At 58.4% G+C, this 17,462-nt stretch carries 14 protein-coding genes; 4 read left to right on the top strand and 10 right to left on the bottom strand.

All coding sequences use genetic code 11. From position 1 onward, the window contains the following. Positions 1-62: 62 nt before the first annotated feature. Positions 63-932, top strand: coding sequence for an asparaginase domain-containing protein (locus RAD15_RS23535; protein WP_458180584.1), 870 nt, complete (start codon positions 63-65; stop codon positions 930-932). Positions 933-1,054: 122 nt separating this feature from the next. Here the strand turns inward: RAD15_RS23535 and RAD15_RS23530 are convergent, their stop codons facing one another. Further along, on the bottom strand, positions 1,055-2,047 hold the full coding sequence (locus tag RAD15_RS23530; RefSeq protein WP_458180583.1) for an alpha/beta fold hydrolase: 993 nt from the start codon (positions 2,045-2,047) through the stop codon (positions 1,055-1,057). A gap of 266 nt (positions 2,048-2,313) precedes the next feature. Beyond that, on the bottom strand, positions 2,314-3,216 hold the full coding sequence (locus RAD15_RS23525) for a LysR family transcriptional regulator (protein WP_458180582.1): 903 nt from the start codon (positions 3,214-3,216) through the stop codon (positions 2,314-2,316). Between the two features lie 163 nt (positions 3,217-3,379). Here RAD15_RS23525 and RAD15_RS23520 point away from each other — a divergent pair, with 163 nt between their 5' ends. Further along, a complete protein-coding gene (locus RAD15_RS23520) occupies positions 3,380-4,804 on the top strand; it encodes an MFS transporter (protein ID WP_458180581.1) in 1,425 nt (474 codons plus the stop codon). Then, positions 4,801-6,750 (top strand): aconitase family protein, encoded by a 1,950-nt coding sequence (locus RAD15_RS23515; protein WP_458180580.1) that lies wholly within the window; start codon positions 4,801-4,803, stop codon positions 6,748-6,750. The genes RAD15_RS23520 and RAD15_RS23515 overlap by 4 nt, the downstream gene beginning before the upstream one ends. Positions 6,751-6,900: 150 nt before the next feature. On the opposite strand, the gene RAD15_RS23510 is transcribed toward RAD15_RS23515, so the two are convergent. The 4 genes from RAD15_RS23510 to glcF form a co-directional block, all read right to left on the bottom strand. Next, positions 6,901-9,093 carry a molybdopterin cofactor-binding domain-containing protein gene (locus RAD15_RS23510; protein ID WP_458180579.1) on the bottom strand — a complete coding sequence of 731 codons (2,193 nt, stop codon included), beginning with the start codon at positions 9,091-9,093 and terminating at the stop codon, positions 6,901-6,903. A gap of 19 nt (positions 9,094-9,112) precedes the next feature. Next, entirely contained in the window at positions 9,113-9,562 is a 450-nt protein-coding gene (locus RAD15_RS23505) for a (2Fe-2S)-binding protein (RefSeq protein WP_458180578.1), read from the bottom strand. Positions 9,563-10,059: 497 nt separating this feature from the next. Further along, positions 10,060-11,589: an FAD-binding oxidoreductase gene (locus RAD15_RS23500; RefSeq protein ID WP_458180577.1), complete on the bottom strand. Its 1,530-nt coding sequence runs from the start codon at positions 11,587-11,589 to the stop codon at positions 10,060-10,062. A gap of 23 nt (positions 11,590-11,612) precedes the next feature. Continuing rightward, entirely contained in the window at positions 11,613-12,995 is a 1,383-nt protein-coding gene (gene glcF / locus RAD15_RS23495) for a glycolate oxidase subunit GlcF (RefSeq protein WP_458180576.1), read from the bottom strand. Between the two features lie 221 nt (positions 12,996-13,216). Here glcF and RAD15_RS23490 point away from each other — a divergent pair, with 221 nt between their 5' ends. Next, a complete protein-coding gene (locus RAD15_RS23490) occupies positions 13,217-14,152 on the top strand; it encodes a helix-turn-helix domain-containing protein (RefSeq protein WP_458180575.1) in 936 nt (311 codons plus the stop codon). Positions 14,153-14,582: 430 nt separating this feature from the next. On the opposite strand, the gene RAD15_RS23485 is transcribed toward RAD15_RS23490, so the two are convergent. The 4 genes from RAD15_RS23485 to nbaC form a co-directional block, all read right to left on the bottom strand. Next, a complete protein-coding gene (locus RAD15_RS23485) occupies positions 14,583-15,365 on the bottom strand; it encodes a fumarylacetoacetate hydrolase family protein (RefSeq protein WP_458180574.1) in 783 nt (260 codons plus the stop codon). A gap of 76 nt (positions 15,366-15,441) precedes the next feature. Next, on the bottom strand, positions 15,442-15,828 hold the full coding sequence (locus RAD15_RS23480) for a RidA family protein (RefSeq protein WP_458180573.1): 387 nt from the start codon (positions 15,826-15,828) through the stop codon (positions 15,442-15,444). A gap of 12 nt (positions 15,829-15,840) precedes the next feature. Continuing rightward, complete coding sequence (locus RAD15_RS23475) at positions 15,841-16,866, bottom strand: AraC family transcriptional regulator (protein ID WP_458180572.1); 1,026 nt, start codon at positions 16,864-16,866, stop codon at positions 15,841-15,843. Between the two features lie 23 nt (positions 16,867-16,889). After that, positions 16,890-17,432 carry a 3-hydroxyanthranilate 3,4-dioxygenase gene (gene nbaC / locus RAD15_RS23470; RefSeq protein WP_458180571.1) on the bottom strand — a complete coding sequence of 181 codons (543 nt, stop codon included), beginning with the start codon at positions 17,430-17,432 and terminating at the stop codon, positions 16,890-16,892. Positions 17,433-17,462 lie beyond the last annotated feature (30 nt).

Below are 17,462 nucleotides of genomic sequence, written 5' to 3'. Positions count from 1 at the left end.
CCAGCGCGGGTGCCTGATCTGCCGACGCGTGTTCAGTTGTAGTGATTTTTAAGAGGCCGGACGTGCGGGATATTTTGGCGATCAATACGGGCGGCACACTAAGTATGTCGGTGGGACCGAATGGCCTTGAGCCGGCTGCAGAGGTCGTCGAAACGGCCTTCAATCGGCTCGCCCCTGTAGCCGCGCGACTAGACGTTGTTTCGTTTGTTCCGCTCGTTGACAGCGCCGACGTTGGTTCGGAGCAATGGAACCGATTAACCGAGCTGATTCTGTCGCGGCCATATGATGGCGTTGTAATTACGCATGGGACGGACACCATGCCATTCACGGGCGCAGCCTTATCTTACGCGCTCGAAGGCATCAGGCTGCCCGTGGTTTTCACGGGTTCAATGCAGCCGCTCGGGATCGGAGTGAATGCCGAAGACAATCTTCGTTTCGCGCTTCATAGTGCTATTTCAGGTCCTCCGGGAGTCTGGCTCGCCTTTGACGGCGAGCTGCTGTGCGCGCGAAAGCTGGTCAAGCATCATTCAATAGGGCCGGCATCTTTCCGGGAAACCGACGGTCAAGACGAGCGGGAAAGCGTCGTGCATTTTCGGCCGCGTCACTTCCTGCCGCGGCAGCTCGCCATTCTGACCCTTTCGCCTGGTGTTTGCATCGCGGCCATTGATGCGGCTCTCAGCGAGCTTGAAGGTGCCGTACTGCGTGTCTTTGGCGTGGGGACGCTGATGCACAGCCCGGAATTGCTTCGAACGTTGAGCGATGCCGTAAGCCGAGGATGTCGTATTGTCGCGGTGAGCAGTTGCGAAAACGGTGGCCTCGTGCCCGGTGCGTATGCCGCAGGTGCTCCGCTCTGGGAGAGCGGTGTTGAAAACGGTGGGAAGTTGACCCCCGAGGCCGCGTTGGTGCGGCTATGGCTGCAGTTGTCGGAGTAGTCGGTCCCTGATCCCCCAAGCGAGCCTGTGACGCTTAATTCGCCGATTGGAGTACAACGCGTTGCCTGTCTGCGGCCCGCTCCTAAGGCTGGACAACCTTCGACCTTCACACATTATTGGTCCTAGATCGAAGATGTCACGTGATTAGCGATCCAGCCGAGAACTCGCTGAGCGATCACATCCGAATTGCGGTCCATCATTGGCAGGTGGCTATTACCGTGGATGCCCTCCCCGGGAAGGTCTAGCCATGTTGCCGCAACACCTGCCTCTGAAAGCGCCGTGTGATAGCGCATCGAAGCCTCTACGAAGGTTTGCCACAATTTTGAGTTCGCGAGAAAGTCGCCGAACAGGGTAAGGTGTGGAATGCCCTTGAGTCTCGCGAGGTCTATTTGCGTCGGGTCGGGTGCACCTGACGGTTCGATTGCTACCACGGCTTTCACATGGTCCGGCGCATTCAACGCGGCACGATAAGCGAAGTTGCCCCCTTGGCTATGCGCGATGATGATGCATGCGCCGAGTTTCTGGACGAGCGCATCATACGCCGCCTGTGTCGGAGCATCGCTGGTAGTCCAACGTGGCACAGCTTGTTTTGCAAGTTGGTCGAAGGCCTCCACCGGAAACTGCGTGTTCTCGAAAGCCTTCCGCTTTCCGCCAGTCTCATACGATGGACCGATCCGAAACACCTCCCACGCCTGTTTCTTGGTACGAAACATCGGTTCACCCTCAAAACTACCCGGATAAGTCGCCCAGGACGCTCGACCGCGTTCGACCGCGTCAGAAACATACGTATCGTAGCCCGCACGCAGGAAGAATTGCTGCCAGCCGGGCTCGCCATCGGGTTTTGTCTCCCATGTGACTCCGGACATTGAGCCGCCGTGCCAAAGCAAGATCGGCAGTTTTGATTTGGGTTGAACGAGCTTGACGTATTGAACGTACATTTGCTCGACCTCCAATTCGCCATTCGGGTCGACTTGGAATGGCTCCATTCCCTCGGTGAAACTGATCGTCTTGGCGGGAAGCCCAGACAACGTGATCTGTCGTCCGCCAGTATGAAAGCTCCCGATTTCCCGAACGAGGAAACCCGCAGCCGCGGGCTCGCTTGAGTTCATGCTCATGATATTTCTTTCCCGTGGATTCTAGTCAGTGTGAAATCGCTCTAAGTTCGACGCGGAGAGTTCGCGGCCCCATTTGTGTGCCAGACTGCAGTTTCATGCGATTTCGCTCGCATGGATTTCGTGTGTCGTCCCCCCCGATTGGGCAATGGCTAGCGCGTCGGGCTTCCTCGGCAGTCCCGGCAATCAATCGCGCACGCCTCCATCTCTCTTGCTACCGACTTTGAGTGTCCATTCGGAACAGGACGCGATGCGCCCGCCGGCGATTCTCACGCTTGTCGGCCGTCCTCCCGCAGATGCGCGATGAAGAGCCGCGCGGCAACGGTGAGAACGGCGTCCTCCCGGTAGCATATCTGCATTTCGCGTCGCGCCCAGCTGTCGGAGAGCGGAATGCAACGAAGTTTGAGCAGTTCGGCATAGGGCAGCGTCAGGCTGCCCGGCAGAATTGCGATCCCGCATCCCTGCACGACGAACGCCCGGGCCACATCGTACGTGGCGGAACGATAGGCATGCCGGATCGTGCGGTTGAGCCGGGCGGCTTGTTCAGCCAATTGCACGGACAGCGCACTCGTGACGCCAATGCCGATATGGTCGAAGTCCAGCAATTCGATAAACTTCACCGACCTCTTGGGTGCGAGCACGTGATCCGACGGCACAAGCGCCATCAATAGGTCTTCCCGGTAAAATTCGGCGGTCAGGTCCGCTGGGATCTCCTCCGCCCCAGAAACCACGCCGACATCGGCGCGTCTCTCATACACGTCACGCACGATCGCTGAGCTCATGAGTTCTTGTAGTTCGATGCGGATTAGCGGATGTGCCCGGGTAAAGGAAGCGATCGACTGCACGAGGTGTTCCAACAGGCTCGAGGCACTCGCATGGACCCGCACCTGTCCGCGCGCCCCTTGAGAGAACTCGCTCATCGTTCCCTCGATCCGATCCATTCGCGCAAACAGATCGCGGACCTGCCGTGCCAATTCTTCGCCCGCGTAGGTCGGCGTCACGCCACGCGGTTGCCGTTCGAACAGCTTCGCACCGTAGTGATTTTCCAGATCTTGAATTCTCTTGGTGACCGCAGACGGCGCGATGTTATGGCGCTGCGCGGCATGCGTGAGGTTGCCCAATTCCACCATGGACAAAAACAGCCGCAGCGTCTGGAGATCGGGATCGGCCATGCGACGCCTTCACTGGCGAGCGTTCGTCACGTACGAACACTATGCTCGCAAAATAGAAATTCTCTACCCCTGATTATCGACTATTTTGCGGAATTGCGTCCATCTGACAAGAGCAGCGTTTCCGTCAAGAGAAACCGTCGGATGGTACCGGGAGGAGGACCCAATGCCGATGCAATCGAATCTCGCTGTCGCCCAGCCCGACAGCATGGATCAAGGCCTGTCCGCCGGCTCGATCTCGGCACGCCTCGATCGGCTGCCGGCAACCTGGACCGTCTGGAAAATGATCATTCTGCTGAGCCTCGGCATGTTCTTCGAGCTCTACGACCTATTGTTCACAGGCTACGTCGCCCCAGGCCTGGTCAGGGCAGGGATTTTGACGCCCACCACGCCTGGCCTGTTCGGCTCGACGGGGGTTGCGAGCTTCGTCGCCGCGCTTTTCGCCGGTTTGTTTATTGGCACCATCGCCTGCGGCTTCCTCGCTGACCGGTTCGGCCGGCGCGCGATATTTACCTGGTCGCTGCTCTGGTACAGCGCCGCCAATCTCGTGATGGCATTCCAGACCACCGCCTTCGGCCTCAATAGCTGGCGGTTCATCGCCGGACTCGGACTCGGCGTAGAGATTGTCACCATTGGCGCCTACCTTTCCGAGCTCGCGCCAAAGCATCTGCGCGGCCGGGCGTTCGCCTGCTCGCAAGCGTTCGGCTTTTCGGCGGTGCCGGTCGTCGCCTATCTCTCCTATCTGCTGATACCCAATGCACCGTTCGGACTGGACGGCTGGCGGTGGGTGGTCCTGATCGGCATCATCGCCGCCGCCGCGGTGTGGTGGATTCGCTTAGCTTTGCCTGAGAGCCCGCGCTGGTTGGCGATGAAGGGCCGGCTCGACGAGGCCAATTGCGTCATGGCGGACCTCGAACGCCGCGTGGAGAAAGAATACGGCAAGCCGCTGCCCGTCGCCGCCGCTGCCGAACCCGTTGCGCCGCATGGTAAGTTCGCGGACATGTGGGCGCCGCCCTATGGCAAGCGTGCGATCATGATGATCATATTAAACGTGTTCCAGACGATCGGCTATTATGGCTTCGCCAATTGGGTACCGACCCTGTTGATTAAGCAGGGCATCACCGTCACGACGAGCCTCGGCTACACCACCGTCATCGCGCTCGCTGCGCCGGTCGGTCCGCTGCTTGGCTTGCTTTTCGCCGACCGTTTCGAACGTAAGCATGTCATCGTCATCATGGCCGCCGTCAACATCGTCTGCGGTCTGCTATTCAGTCAGGCCTCTTCGACAGCCGCGATCATCGCGCTAGGCATTGCATTGACGCTGGCCGGTAACATCATCTCCTACACCTATCACGCATACCAGCAGGAATTGTTCCCGACGGGGATCCGCGCTCGCGCCGTCGGGGTCGTCTATTCGTGGAGCAGGTTCTCGGGGATCTGGAGCGCCTTTCTAATCGCGTTCATGCTGCAGAATTTCGGCGTCACCGGTGTGTTCATCTTCATCGGCGCGGCCATGGCAATAGTGATGCTGGCGATCGGCCTGATGGGGCCGCGCACGAGCGGACTCGAACTGGAGAAGATCTCACATTGAAACCGATCGTCGCACTTCCTGGCCGATTGCTCTTCCTGTCTGCCGATGCCGATCTCATTCGGCGGCAATTGGAAGGCGCGGACGTGACGCTTGCCGCTTCCGTGCCGCTGCGCAACGACATCTCGACCGACGAAATCACGCCAGTTCCCACGCTTGTGGTGTTCGACGAGCGACTTGGTGATATCGCGCATATCGGTTTCAAGGCCGGAGCCGAAACGCCGATCGGCCGCGGTGCCCTAAAAGCCGGTGGCTTTTCCGTGCTCGTCGGCGGCGCGCGCTATGGCAAGGGATCGTCGCGCGAACACAGTCCGCTGGCGGAAAAAGCCACGGGCATCCGCCTCGTGATCGCCGAGAGCTTCGAGCGCATCTATCGCCAGAACGCCGACAATGTCGGCCTGTTCACGTCCACCGATTTCGGCCTGATCGACCGGATCCGCCGCGGCGAAGCCATCTCCGTCGAGGACCTGCTCGCAGGCCGCGACCCGATCGCAGCCGCCGTGCTGCGGGCCGGCGGCCTGCTGGACTATGGGCGGGCCAAGCTCGCAACTGTCACGCCGGCCGATGTCGCCGACGACCAACGGCCGAAAACCCTGTTCGAGAAGATCGTCGCGCGCCACGCCGTCGGAGCTGTTGATGCCGAGCCGGTTGCCAGGGTTGGCCAAAGCGGCTTCGTCCGCGCGGACATTCGCTTCATCCACGACATCTACACCGCGATGTGCAGCCATCTGCTGCACGATAAGTTCGGCGATGCACTGCGTCTGCACGATCCCGGCTCGATCATCGTGTTCGAGGACCATTATTCCTACACGCATCTGAGTAGCGCCCATCGCAACCTGATGCCCCACGTGCGCGAGCTTTCGCAGGCGCATCGCGAATTCGTCGCCACGCATGGCCTTCGCCACCACGGCTATCTCAACGACGGCCCGGGCTCGCAGGGCATTTCCCACGCGTTGATGGCGGAGCGTTACGCAAGGCCCGGCGAACTCATCGTCGGAACGGATTCGCACACCCCACACAGCGGCGCGCTCGGCTGCGTCGCCTTCGGCGTCGGCACCACCGACATCGCCAACGCCTTCGTGACGGGCGTGGTGCGGATCGTGATGCCCGAATGCATCAGAATCGAGCTGGTCGGCAGCCGCAAAGCTGGCGTCACGGCGAAGGACATCGTCCTGCATCTGCTCGCGCTGCCGCAGATCAGGACAGGCGCGGGAGTCGGCCGGGTTTTCGAATTTGCCGGCGAGGCCATCGCGGCGCTGTCGATCGACGAGCGTGCGACATTGACCAACATGACCGCCGAACTCGGCGGCTTCACCGGTATCGTCGCGCCTGATGCAGAGACCGTGCACTTCATCAAGGAGCGCCGCGGCGAGACATTTGTTATCGAAGACTGGATGCGGAGCGACGAGGGTGCGACCTATGCGGCGACGATCAGAATCGACGTCGCAACGCTCTCGCCAATGCTCGCACGCCCAGGTGACCCTGGCAACGGGCTCGCGCTGTCCGCGCTGGCCGAGCCGGTCAATGTTCACATCGCATATGGCGGGTCGTGCACGGCGGGCAAGCGCGATGATTTCGACTGCTATCACGAAGTCCTGACCTGGGCGGCACAGCGTGGCCTGAGGGTTGCAGAGGGAGTGCAACTCTTCCTGCAGTTCGGTACGATCGACGTGCGCCGCTATTGCGAGGAGAAGGGCTATCTCGACGCATTCGCTGCTGTCGGCGCCCAACTATTGCAGCCCGCCTGCGGTGCGTGTGCCAATTGCGGCCCGGGATCATCGGAAACCCCCGATCAGGTTGTAATCAGTGCGATCAACCGCAATTTTCCTGGTCGCTCGGGTCCAGGCAAGGTCTGGCTCGCGAGCCCGTACACGGTAGCGGCAAGCGCTATCGCTGGACGCATCACCGGTTTTGATGACCTCAGACGCGATGTGATCTCGCGGACTTAACGCATCGCTGCATCGCAACGGAAAGCGCGCTCGTGGTCACCCGCAGAACCGCAGGAGGGATCGTTGTGCCGCGGACCGATCACTTGCTCGAGCCGCGCGCACTTCGCGCGGCCCGCTCCCTTTGGCGGGATATTGGTCGATGGCCATTCTCTATCCCAGCGACTGCTTCACTCGCTCCGGCGTCATCGGCAGATGCCGCAGCCGTTTCCCTGTAAGTTGTGCAATTGCGTTGGCGATTGCCGGAGCCACCGCCGGTACGCCCGCTTCGCCGACACCGCTCGGTGGAGCGTTTGTCGAGATCACGGCGATTTCCATCGGCGGAACCTCCGACAAACGCAGCACTGGGTAACCGTCGAAGTTCGTGGCCTGCATCACGCCGCCTTTGATGACCAGCCGCTCTTTGAGAGCCGCGCCGAGGCCAAAGGTCATGGCGCTCTTCAACTGCGCGACGATGTTCTTGGGCTGCACCGCGGTGCCCGCATCTACGGCAGCCCACAACTGGTGGACCTTGACCTCGCCGGTCTTTTTGTCCAATGAAACCTCGGCCGCCACCGCAGTGTGACTTCTCAGTGCATCCGAATAGGCAATTCCGACAGCCCGGCCGTCGCGCTTTCGCGTGTAATTCGCCATCTCCGCAACACGCTTCACAACGCTGGCAGCACGCGGAGCGCCTTTGAGCATCTCCAGTCTATAGGCGACTGCGTCCGTTTTCCTGAGCGCAGCGATCTCATCAATCATCGTTTCAATGGCGAACTTGGTGTAGCCGGCCGCAATTCCACGCCAAGCACCGACATCGATTCCGCGTGCAGCGCGGACCCACTCCACGCGATGATTGGCGACCGCGTAGCTTATCTCGCCCCCTCCGCCGGACACGATGTCCTTAGTCTTGGCATTCAGATCGGGTGGCAGGATGCGAGCGAAATAGGATTCATTGACGATCCGCTGCCGCCAGCCGACGATATTGTGGTTGCGGTCTAGGCCGATCTCTATGCGTTGTGCGGTGAGAGGCCGCGGTTTGTCGTTGCGAATATCGTCCTCGCGACTCCAAATCATCTTCACCGGCTTTCCAGGCACGTTCAGAGCGAGTAAGAGCGCCATCACCATATCGTCGCCATCCGCACGCCGACCGAATCCGCCACCGAGCATCATCGTGTGGACATTGACTTTGTCAGGTGTCGTCTTGCCGACGATCATTCCGAGAATCTTCATCGTGCTTGGTGACTGGGTGCCCGACCAGATGTCAATTGTGCCGTTATCGGCCTTCACCGTTACGTTCAACGGCTCCATGCACATGTGGGCTACGTGATCGGAGAAATAGTCCGCAGCGAGCACGGTCGCGGCACCTTTTATGGCCTTGTCGGCATCGCCGGTCTTGATCATCTCTAAACCTGGCTGGTTCCAGTCTACGGCGATCGTACGATAGTCCTGCATCACGCGATCGTCGTCGTAACTCTGTGCCGGCGTCGATTTCGACCAGGTGACGTTGAGCAGATCCTTGGCCTTCATCGCGCCCTCGATCGTGTCGGCGATGACGCCAACGCCGGAGGGCAGCGGCACGATCTTGACTACGCCCTTAACTGCTTTCGCCGCCGCATCGTCGATCTGCTCAGCCTTCTCGTGCTGCACATGTGGAAACAGCACGCTCGCATACAGCATGCCAGGAAGCTGTACGTCGATGCCATATTGCGCGGTGCCGTTCACCTTCGACGGCACATCAACGCGCGCCGTGTCTCGCCCGATCAAGCGGAATTGCGAGGATGGCTTCAGATCGGCCTGGGTCACGGCCGGCAGCGGGTTCGGCACAGTCGCAGTCTTAGCAATCTCGCCGTAACTAACTTTGCGATTCGATTTCTTGTGAACGACCTTGCCTGGCTCGGTCGTGAGTTCGCCGGCGGGCACGCTCCACGCCGCCGCTGCGTTTGCGATCAGGATTTTGCGTGCTTGTGCACCAACTAGCCGCAGCTTCTCGTAGTAGCCAGCGATCGAAAAGCTGCCAACCGTGGTCAGTTGTGCGCTGCCAAAAAGCTCTCGAAAAATCGGATTGCCGTAGACCTGATCATTATCCGGCGTTGCGGAGATGCGGACCATATCCCAGTCGGCGTCGAGATCCTCAGCCAGAATGAGCGGCAAAGATGTGCGTACACCTTGCCCCATTTCGACGGCCGGAGCCACAATTGTGATGATGTTGTCCTCGCCGATAGTCACCCACGCGTTCGGATTGAATGACGCCGCGGCTATCGCCGATTCGGGACGAAGCCCAAAGGCGACGGCGACGCTGAAAGCGCCGCTTGTCACGAGAAACGAACGGCGCGAGAGCGCAAGCGTGCTGGTGTCGTTCAACATGTTCCGTCCCCCCAGTTTCTTATGCGACGCTCTGAATGGCGGCAACGATCTCGCTATAGGTGCCGCATCGACAGATATTGCCGTCCATATGCTCGACAATCTGCTCTCGTGTCGGCTTCGGATTCTTTGCCAATAACTCGGCAGCCTGCATAATCTGACCGGACTGACAGTAACCGCATTGCGGCACCTGCATCGCCACCCACGCCTTCTGAAGCGGATGATTCGCGTCGACGGACAAACCTTCAATAGTGGTCACGTTTTTCGAAGCGACTTCCGAGAGCTGTGTCTGACACGAGCGAACCGCCTTGCCCTCGACGTGAACCGTGCAAGCGCCGCATAGTCCAGCGCCGCAGCCGAATTTCGTTCCGGTGAGTTTGAGATGCTCGCGGACAATCCAGAGAAGCGGCGTGTCAGCATCGGCCTCGACGCTTGCGGGCTTTCCGTTGATGGAAAAGGTAACCGTGGTCATGAGTTCTCCCCCTTGTTCGCCGCTTGCAGCGGATAGCATCTTGCCGCTCTCACTGTGTATCGCTCTTAGCCACAGCGCGATGGCCGGTGCAGTGGCCTTTCTTAGAAGGGCGGCCACCCCGTTTACGAGGAGATACGCGGAAGAGAGATTTGATCTTAAAGCCGCTCAACCAGGCTTAAAACACTTCCGCACATCGGCCATGAAGACAATGACCAATTCAGCAAAATGAATTGCCAAACGGGTCGCTCGGTTGAACTCTTACGAACTCAAATCGGGTCCAAACTTCTTGATTTTACGCAGTTTTTTTGCGTCGCTTGGCCGCTTATGAGTGTCGTTCGTTCGGGTTCTTTCTGGTGTGAAACTGGTGCGCCTCCGAGGCTATCCAGACTGACGTTTATCTGGAGTACCTGTCCACGCTGACAAATGACCTGTCAAAGTAGATGAGCCAGCCGACAATACGCCGGGCCAATACGGTGACTGTTGCCTGCCTCCACTCCTCATCCGCCAATGCCGTAGCGACCCGGCGCAATGATGCCATTGGGATCGACTACACGTTTGATGCCATTGCAGACGTTCCGGAAGCTCGGCATCGTTTGTTGCATGTGGAAGTCGTGACAGTCGATGGGGGCTCGGCCGATGAAGACACCACGATGAGAAAGGGCATCGGACATCTCTTTGTAGCAGGCATCCGCCCGGCGATTCTCGTCCTCGTCCTGGCGATTGAAGACGAGGACGTGCAGCCCGCGCGCGAAGCGAGCTCCGCAGACGTTCATAACCATATAGTCAAGCCCATGCTTTTCGTAGATCGAACGGCAAAGTGTCTGGAAATCGTTAGCGACCTTACCGTCCATAGGCGTTCCTGGAAGGAACCAGGTATTTCCACCTCCCGGTCTCCATTTCAGCAGACCGAGTTCGGTATGACCAGGAATGCCGGAAAAGGCGTCGATCGCAACTCGAAGAGGAGGCATTGCCTGGGCTTCCTCGTGCGGTATGTACTTGGCTTTGCCCGACCGCTCGAAAAGATCACGAACCCGTCGAATTTGCGGCTCGAGGGCCGCATCGCTTGCGCCATAGAATGCGCCAGACACCGTCCAGGATCCCAGGCCCTGTGCCTCTCGAAGGGCACGGCGGCCTTCATTCGAGATCGATTTGCGACCTGAGCTCGCCGCATACTCAGCATTGGCGGCCTCAGTACCACACGTATAAAGATCATTCGCGACACGAAACAACGTCGGGACAAAGTTCGACATCTTCAGAGGCCGACAGAGCTCGATGATCTCTTCGAGATCCTCATCGTCCGGATAGGCGAAGTGGAAGGACCGGATGGCTGGTGGTCGAGGCAGTAGCCAAATGCCCATCTTTGTGACGATGCCGTAGTTGGATTGCGCGAATAACCCATCAATTATCGGGCCGTATGAATACTTCGACGTATGCCAATTGGTGAGGTTTTCGCGGTCTAAGGAGCCATCACCTGTGCGCAAGATGTCTCCGTTGCCGAGCACGACCTCCATTCCGCAGGACGTTCCAAAATGATCAAAATAGGGACCATACCCCCCACCCTTGTCCAAGGCATTGCCGATGATACCACCCTGCGGGGGACCGGAAGTGACGTCGATCATTAGCCGGTTGCCGAGACGCACGAGTTCGTCATGCATCATCTGGTAGCTGACGCCGGGCTCCACCACGGCGTAGCCGAGACGTTCGTTGACCTCCAGTATCCGGTTCATATGGCGACCGAGATCAAGGATCACCTGATCGGAAAAGACAGCCGAGCGGCTGCCTGCGCCAATATTGTTGCCCGTGCTGATGGGAACGAGCGGCATGCCAAACTCATTGGCGAGGCCGACGATGATCCGAACCTGTGCAGTATTCTTTGGGTAAAGCACTGCAGCTGGTCGACGATCGCCGCCGGGCAACGTGTTCTCGCCATAACGCGTCAGTGTCTCTTCCGATCGATTGGCCGCCTCTGCGCCAAGCTTGTCTGCTACCGCATTGAAGAAGGCCGATTTGTCCGCCTGTTTCATCATCCACGTGCTCCTGTGAATTGAGTTCACCAATAGCCGCTGGCGTCCTCAACGGACGGCGGTGGCTCGGTGGTCGATTCCTGCGAAATGATCTCGATCTTTGTCTCAGGCCGCTGCTCGCGGAGGAGACGCCCCTCGAGGGCAGGAGGCAAAGGTCCGCCGGTTGCCCAATCGAGCAATTCGACTGTGTGGAGGATCGGCAAATCTAGGTACTGGCCCATCTGTGTCATGCAGCCGATGTTGCCCGTAGCTAGAAGGTCCGAATCGGTACTGCGGATATGGCTCGCCTTCCGCTCTCCGAGCTGCCGGGCCACATCGGGGTGCAGGATGTTGTAGGTACCCGCAGAACCGCAGCAGAAGTGCTTTTCTGGCACATCCTGGACGAGGAAACCTGCCTTCTTGAGCAACTCGCGAGGTTCTCGCACGACCTTCTGCCCATGCTGCATCGAGCAGGGATCGTGGTAAGAGATGCGATATCGTTTCTCCCTCTCGGGCGCCTGTAGTCCGATCCGGGCCAAGAACTCCGTAATGTCTACGGCGTGTCGGGACACACCCTCTGCGATGCGGCGAATGTCGTCGCGGGCGAATAGGTGGCCATAGTCCTTGATAGTCGTCCCACAGCCTGAGGCGTTGATGATGATGGCGTCGAGACCGATCGCCTCGATCTCTCGGCTCCAAGCGGTGATCGTCCTGCGGGCCGTCGTTTTGGCTGCGGCTTCCTGACCTATATGCAATGCTAGCGAACCGCAGCAGCCGGCGCCGTCGGCGATGACGACATCGCACCCGTGGCGCTGCAGCAGGCGAATGGAAGCCTCGTTGATGTTCCTGTTTAGAACCTGTTGAGCGCATCCTGCGAGCAACGCCACTCGATAGCGCCGTTTGCCTTGTGCTTTGAAGACCTGCGGCTTGAGAATCTTCGGTGCGTTGTCGCTCGGGATCAGCTTCACGAGTGGTCTTAGAGCCGATGGCATGAGGCGAGCAAAGGGCTTTGCAAGTCTACCCAGCACCAACGCGAGCTGGAAACGGCGTGGATAGGGCAGGACCTTGACAAGGAGCCTGCGCACCTGGCGATCCTTGAATGGACGCCGGAAGTGACGCTCGATATGTGCTCGGGCGTGATCGATCAAGTGGACATAGTCAACCTTCGCCGCACAAGTTGTCATACAAGAAAGGCACGACAAGCAGTTGTCCAGATGCTTGACGGTACTCGGATCGGGAGGGCCACCGATCTCAAGCATCTTGTTGATCAGGTCGATGCGACCCCGGGGCGATTCATTTTCGTCGCGGCTTAGGACATATGTTGGGCAGGTGTTGGTGCAGAAACCGTAGTGTACGCAGCTCTTGAGGATCGCATTCACTTCTGCAATGCTTGGGTCAGCCAGCTGCTCGGCCGTAAAGTTCGTTTGCATTTGCCATTCGCGATAATGGTGCCAAGGTTACCGCACATAGTCACTATTGGAACTATTCGCGTCTTGGAGAAACATGCAATCACTTTTGTCGAATTGTGCAGACAGGCTGGGAACGCAATTGCCTGATCGCGGCAGGTTCGAGCCTCTTGCTATAGTTGGCCTTTGACAAAGGGGCCTGCGGCGCAGAAGACGACGCGAAAAGAGCTGGAGAGGAAGGAGCTATGGGACTTTGGACGACAGACAACGTTCGACAAAAGGACCGTTTCGACGTGTGGGAAGCGGTCGTCTCTCGAGCTATCAACACTGCCACTGCCGACCGCGAGGGGCGCGGCGATTTCGAGGCCCAACTCGTTGCCCGCAGCTACGGCTCGATGCGAGTTGCCTGGTTCCACTCCGAGCAGCATCGCATCGCGCGGACTCACAAGCACATAAGGGCGGAAGATGACCATCCCTATCTCGTCAGCCTGCAGGTGAGTGGGCGCAGTTCGATCGCGCAATGCGATGCCCGCTTCCACCTCGACGTCGACGAGATAGCGATCGTCGATACGCGATTTCCATATGAAATTGATTTCTCACCGCATGTCGAACGTATGATAGCGGTCCTGTCACGTGCTACGCTTGAATCTCGGATTCCTAGTCTAAGGCGTCGACACACGCTGAAGATCGAAGCGGATTTTCGATACAGCGACCTCTCGCGCCGTCACATTCGCGAACTTGTGTCCAGAGAAGACAAGCCCGAGGGCGAGACTAGCTTGTTGGCAGAGAACGTCTGTAATCTCCTCGCGCTTGCGACACGGGATGTACAGATTGATCAGTTTGAAGATGCCATGCAAATTGAGACGATCTTATCCTTCTGCCGAAACAACATTGCCGATCCGGAGCTATCAGCGGGACTTGTATCGGCCCATTTCGACATTTCGCTGAGAACGCTCCACGCGCGCTTCGAACGCTTAGGCCTGACCTTTGCCGGCTGGGTGTTAGAGCGGCGCCTTGAGGCGTGTAGACAAGCTCTGCTGGATTCGAGGCAATCCAAATACACCATTTCGGAAATCGCCTACCGAAATGGGTTCAACGATCTCTCCCATTTCTGCCGTATGTTCAAACGTCGTTACCACCTGACGGCACGCGAGTGGCGATCGCAGGCAAGGCCGAATTGACAGAGCCATCGTCGACTGAATAGGCTAGCTGAGGAGAGCGTTTACGACCATTACTCTCTGCTTGCCTTGTGACCCGCTCTTTATCGCCGCGCTGGGGATGGCACCAATCCAGTATCCAGCCGCCGCTTTCGCTCGACATGGCCAGTCGACCAGGTCTTGACCTCTCTACTCGCGCTCTGTGCTGTAAAAGCCAATCCAAGGTCGATGTTCTCCCAGCAGACTCGCTGCGCGTTGACGGCCGGCAAGATGCGAGGAAGCCGGCCGAACTCGGCCGGCCCCGCATTTGTCTCGCAGTCCGCCTCTGTGCATCAGGACGGGGACGGCTGAAGACAGACCGATCCACTGCCGTCTTGAAGAATCGCTTGCGCCAACGGGTCTCTCGAAACCTCGATTCGAAAGCTCCCTTACCGCGGTTCGGCTTTTACGTCGCTCAGCCGAATCGTAGCGCGACTCCGCCAAGCGTACCGAAGTCCGCGTGAAAGCAGTCACCCGGCTTGGCAAACGCCACGCGGGTAAACGAGCCGGTCAGAACGACGTGTCCCGGCTCAATGGTGATGCCCTGGTTGCCGAGCTTGTTTGCAAGCCAGGCGACGGCAAGGGCAGGGTGGCCCAGCACGCCAGCCGCCAGCCCGGTTTCCTCGATTTCAGCGTTGCGATAGAGGATGCAGCCAGTCCAGCGCAGATCGACGTCGTTGGGCCGAACCGGCCTTCCACCAAGCACCAGGCCCGCTGCTGCTCCATTGTCTGAAACCGTGTCGTAGATCTTTCGCGGATCTATTATACGAGCATCGACGATTTCAATCGCGGGGCAGACATACTCGCAAGCAGCAAGAGCTTCGAATACCCCGACGCCCGGACCTTTTAACGGCTTCCCCAAGACGAATGCGAGTTCTACTTCAACCCGGGGGACACAATAGGTTTCGTGAAGCGTGCTTCCACCGTCCGCGATCATCATGTGATCATAGAGATAGCCGAAATCCGGCTCATCGATCTGCGAGGACCTCTGCATGGCTTTCGAGGTTAGGCCTACCTTGTAACCGATCAATTTGGCGCCTGCTTCGAGGCGCCGCGTGTTGACCTCGGCGGAAATCGCATACGCGTCTTCGAAAGTGATGGACGGCCACTGCGTCGAGAGCTGTGTCGCCTGTACGCGGCTACGCGCTGCCTCTATGAGAACATCCGCGGCCTGTTTGCGTTGTTGTGTAGTTAGCATAGGTGATTTATCCCGCTATAGAGATGCGCGCGATCAGGGTGTGTCACGTCAGACGACCTTGGCTGCCTGTTCTCACTCAAGCTTCTGCGACGCAGTCGATCTCGAGAAGAAACTCAGGTCGCGGCAGACGTGCTTCTACTGTCGTCCGGGCAGGCCACCCAGAAGGGTCAGTTCCGAAGAATTCCTGATAGATTTCATTCATCTGATCGAAGTCCGCCCTGCGATCGAGGTAAATGTTCACTTTCCCGATTTTCTCGATCGAGCTTCCGGCGAATTCGAGTGTCGCCTTGACGTGTTTGAGAGCAAGCCGCATTTGTGCTGCGAAATCGCCCTTCGGAACCTGGATATTATCGTCGTAGCCCGGAAAGCCCGAGACAAAGATCAGGTTGCCAATTCTGACCGCATTCGAATGCGGTGACTTCGATCGCGGCAGGGTGGGATTGTTGAATATGGTTCGTGTCATAAACTGTCCTTCTCATGGCTCGTCATCGAGTATTGGCTCATTGGACTGGATCCCGGCTTCGCTCCCTGCTGTATCGACGCAAGCCTTGCGGAAGGCTTCGGGCGTCGTTCCTCGGCGTTGTTTGAAGAATCGGGCGAAGTGAGAGGCGTGCGAGTAGCCGAGTAGATACGAGATCTCCTTCACAGGTTTCGTTGTGTAAACCAGTAGGCGCGTTGCGTGCTCCAAGACCGCAGTCTGCAACATGTCGCGAGCTGGGAAGCCAGCAATATGCTGGCAGGCGGTGTTGAGCGCGTAGGGCGTCGCCGATAACCGCTGTGCGAAGAACTCGACGGTGAACGTATTCGTTCTTTGGTGATCAGTGAAGCCAACGGCGTTCAGGGTTGAGCTGATCAATTCGCGATAGCGCTTGAAGAGATCGAGTTCGGATGCGGATACTTGCGGCGCTTTGTTTTGCGACGGCGACATCAGCGCCCCACCGAGCTCAAGGAGAAGGCTACCGAAAAGATACCGCAGTGCATCGCGTTGATAGGGATGACGCGATGCAGTCCTCTCCGAGAGTAGCTCGAGCAGCTTGCGGACCGTTGCAATCTGCTGATCGGTTTCGAATGTGACGACCCGGTCGTTCGCCAAACGCAGGAGAGCAGTACTCGTTGCTCCTTCAACTGAAGGTAGCCCCGCAATGAAATCAGGTGAGACGCTGATGACGTACCCGACCGCGTTGGATGAATAGTCGAACTGATGCACGACATTGGCCGGCGTAAAAATGCAATTCGGTGCTTCGACGCGTTGCGAAATACCATCGTGTTCGAACGTGCAGTGGCCGCTGAGGAGAATGGAAAGCTGGTCGAAATCCAGATGGCGATGAAGCGCGATGTGCCATTCATTAGGTGCATTTCGGACGAAGAGTTCTTCGATATGGAAGAAAGCGAAGATCGACCCCGACCAGTCTTCTCCATAGAGGAAATACGCCGGCACATTGAGGACCTGCGTCGGTTTGCCGTGCTCTGGCCGCTCGATACTTTCCTCGTTCTGAGCCATCCTCGTTCCCATCATTGTCCCACTTAAGCGGGTTCCGGCATTCCAACCCGCCACGTTGTCGGGATTTGTCGAGCTGGGTTGGCCGACCAGGCCTTCCAAGCTGCTTGCACTATGGCGAGATCTTCTTCGATATTTTTCACGAGGAACTCGCCGCGAAATTCCAGGCGCCCGCGCTCGTCATACCATTCTAGAGCGTCGATTTCTCCCGGCTGGCGACGCCGCTCGATAACCAATCCGATGCATCCGTCCGGCCGTTGGGGTGAGTGCCGAACATGCGATGGTAGGAGATACATTTCTCCCTCGCGTACGACGACCTCGCTGCGCTCTCCTGATGCAGCGTCGATTAACTTGAGCGTAAGGTCGCCACGCAGTTGGATGAACAGCTCTTCGCCTGGGTCGTCATGATAGTCAGGACGGTAGTTCGGGCCGCCCACCATCATGACTAGTGTTGTCTCCCACGAGCCCTTCCAAAATTGACGATTGCCGATCGGAGGTTTGAGAGTGTCCTTATTCTTGTCGATCCAGTCGCCGAGGTTGATCGGCAGGTTCTCCAACGCGTGTTTCATGGGCTCTCCAAGCTATTCGTCTAACACGTA

It is taken from the genome of Bradyrhizobium sp. 14AA (genome assembly GCF_054185205.1).
The sequence above is the reverse complement of the archived record's forward strand: the minus strand, read 5'-3'. Positions and strand labels throughout refer to the sequence as shown.